We start from the raw sequence: 2,553 nt of genomic DNA, 5'->3' as shown, positions 1-2,553 counted from the left end.
GGGTGATCCCCATTGGGGTGGGGATCACCCCGGCCAGGGCCCACCGAAGCGGCCCTCTTCCGCCGCTTCCGGGCTGTTCAGGGGGCCGCATCGGGTCAACCCCAACCCGATGCGGTCCCTCCCCTTCGTCCACGCGTTCGGCACGCCGTGCCAGTGATATCCACCGATCGCGGCATCATGTGACAGGTATCACCGCTCACGTGTGAGATGCGATTTAGAGAGGTCCGCCCGGCGGCGATAACCTGCGAGACGGACATGCCGCGCGCTCGGACACCGTGTGCGCCTCCCTTGTGACAGAGCGGACGTCACGTTGCCCTTCGCGGCACGCCCACGCATCCAACGAACCGCGAGATCACTGATAGGGACGGAAGCGCGTGGACCTGTTCGAGTACCAGGCGAGGGACCTCTTCGCCAAGCACGATGTACCGGTGCTGGCCGGTGAAGTCATCGACACGCCTGAGGCGGCCCGCGCAGCCACCGAGCGTCTCGGTGGCAAGTCCGTCGTCAAGGCCCAGGTGAAGGTCGGTGGCCGCGGCAAGGCCGGCGGCGTGAAGCTGGCCGCGAGCGCGGACGAGGCCGTGGCCCGTGCGACCGACATCCTCGGCATGGACATCAAGGGCCACACGGTCCACAAGGTGATGATCGCCGAGACGGCCCCGGAGATCCTGGAGGAGTACTACGTCTCCTTCCTCCTCGACCGTGCCAACCGCACCTTCCTCTCCATCGCGTCCGTCGAGGGCGGCATGGAGATCGAGGAGGTGGCGGCCACCCGTCCGGAGGCCGTCGCCAAGATCGCGATCGACGCGATCGACGGCGTGGACGAGGCCAAGGCCCGCGAGATCGTCGAGGCCGCCAAGTTCCCGGCGGAGGTCGCGGACAAGGTCGCCAACGTCCTGATCAAGCTGTGGGACACCTTCATCAAGTCGGACGCCCTCCTCGTCGAGGTCAACCCGCTCGCGAAGGTCGCCTCCGGCGAGGTCATCGCCCTGGACGGCAAGGTGTCGCTCGACGACAACGCCGAGTTCCGTCACCCCGAGTACGAGGAGCTCCACGACAAGGCCGCGGCGAACCCGCTCGAGGCCGCCGCCAAGGAGAAGAACCTCAACTACGTCAAGCTCGACGGCGAGGTCGGCATCATCGGCAACGGCGCGGGTCTCGTCATGAGCACCCTGGACGTCGTCGCGTACGCCGGTGAGAAGCACGGCAACGTCAAGCCGGCCAACTTCCTGGACATCGGCGGTGGCGCCTCCGCCCAGGTCATGGCCAACGGCCTCGAGATCATCCTTGGCGACCCGGACGTCAAGTCCGTCTTCGTCAACGTCTTCGGTGGCATCACCGCCTGTGACGAGGTCGCCAACGGCATCGTCCAGGCCCTGAAGCTGCTCGAGGACCGCGGCGAGAACGTCAGCAAGCCGCTCGTCGTCCGCCTCGACGGCAACAACGCCGAGCTCGGCCGGCAGATCCTCACCGACGCCAACCACCCGCTGGTTCAGCGCGTCGACACCATGGACGGCGCGGCCGACAAGGCCGCCGAGCTGGCCCACGCCGCCAAGTAAGCACTCAGGACGAGGACACAACACACCATGGCTATCTGGCTCAACAAGGACAGCAAGGTCATCGTCCAGGGCATGACCGGCGCCACGGGCATGAAGCACACCAAGCTCATGCTCGGTGACGGCACCAACGTCGTGGGCGGCGTGAACCCGCGCAAGGCGGGTCAGACCGTGGACTTCGACGGCACCGAGGTACCCGTCTTCGGGACCGTCAAGGAGGCCATCGAGAAGACCGGCGCCAACGTCACCGTCATCTTCGTGCCGGAGAAGTTCACCAAGGACGCGGTCGTCGAGGCCATCGACGCCGAGATCCCGCTGGCCGTCGTGATCACCGAGGGCATCGCGGTGCACGACTCGGCCGCCTTCTGGGCGTACGCCGGCAAGAAGGGCAACAAGACCCGGATCATCGGCCCGAACTGCCCCGGCATCATCACCCCGGGCGGCTCGAACGTCGGCATCATCCCCGGCGACATCACGAAGCCGGGCCGCATCGGCCTGGTCTCGAAGTCCGGCACGCTGACGTACCAGATGATGTACGAGCTGCGTGACATCGGCTTCTCGACGGCCGTCGGCATCGGTGGCGACCCGATCATCGGCACCACGCACATCGACGCGCTCGCCGCGTTCGAGGCCGACCCCGACACCGACCTGATCGTCATGATCGGTGAGATCGGCGGCGACGCCGAGGAGCGTGCCGCGGAGTACATCTCGAAGAACGTGACCAAGCCGGTCGTCGGCTACGTCGCGGGCTTCACCGCGCCCGAGGGCAAGACCATGGGCCACGCCGGCGCCATCGTCTCCGGTTCGTCCGGCACCGCCCAGGCGAAGAAGGAGGCCCTGGAGGCCGCGGGCGTCAAGGTCGGCAAGACCCCGACCGAGACGGCGAAGCTCGCCCGCGAGATCCTGGGCGGCTGAGTCGGCCCCGGCATCGCGCCGAGACGTCGGTGGGCCCGTCCCCGGGTGGGGGGGGGGCCCCCCACCGTACAGCACACCACCAAAA

The 2,553-nt window shown here is 67.6% G+C and carries 2 protein-coding genes; both read left to right on the top strand.

Annotation, left to right across the window (positions count from 1 at the left end):
- Positions 1-374 precede the first annotated feature (374 nt).
- Positions 375-1,556: an ADP-forming succinate--CoA ligase subunit beta gene (sucC, locus tag ACFV46_RS02800; RefSeq protein ID WP_019527887.1), complete on the top strand. Its 1,182-nt coding sequence runs from the start codon at positions 375-377 to the stop codon at positions 1,554-1,556.
- Between the two features lie 27 nt (positions 1,557-1,583).
- Positions 1,584-2,468, top strand: a complete 885-nt coding sequence (gene sucD / locus ACFV46_RS02795; protein WP_151785475.1) for a succinate--CoA ligase subunit alpha — start codon at positions 1,584-1,586, stop codon at positions 2,466-2,468.
- Positions 2,469-2,553: the final 85 nt, after the last annotated feature.

The sequence above is a fragment of the Streptomyces sp. NPDC059852 genome (assembly GCF_042731455.1).
GTDB lineage: Bacteria > Actinomycetota > Actinomycetes > Streptomycetales > Streptomycetaceae > Streptomyces.
The sequence above is the reverse complement of the archived record's forward strand: the minus strand, read 5'-3'. Positions and strand labels throughout refer to the sequence as shown.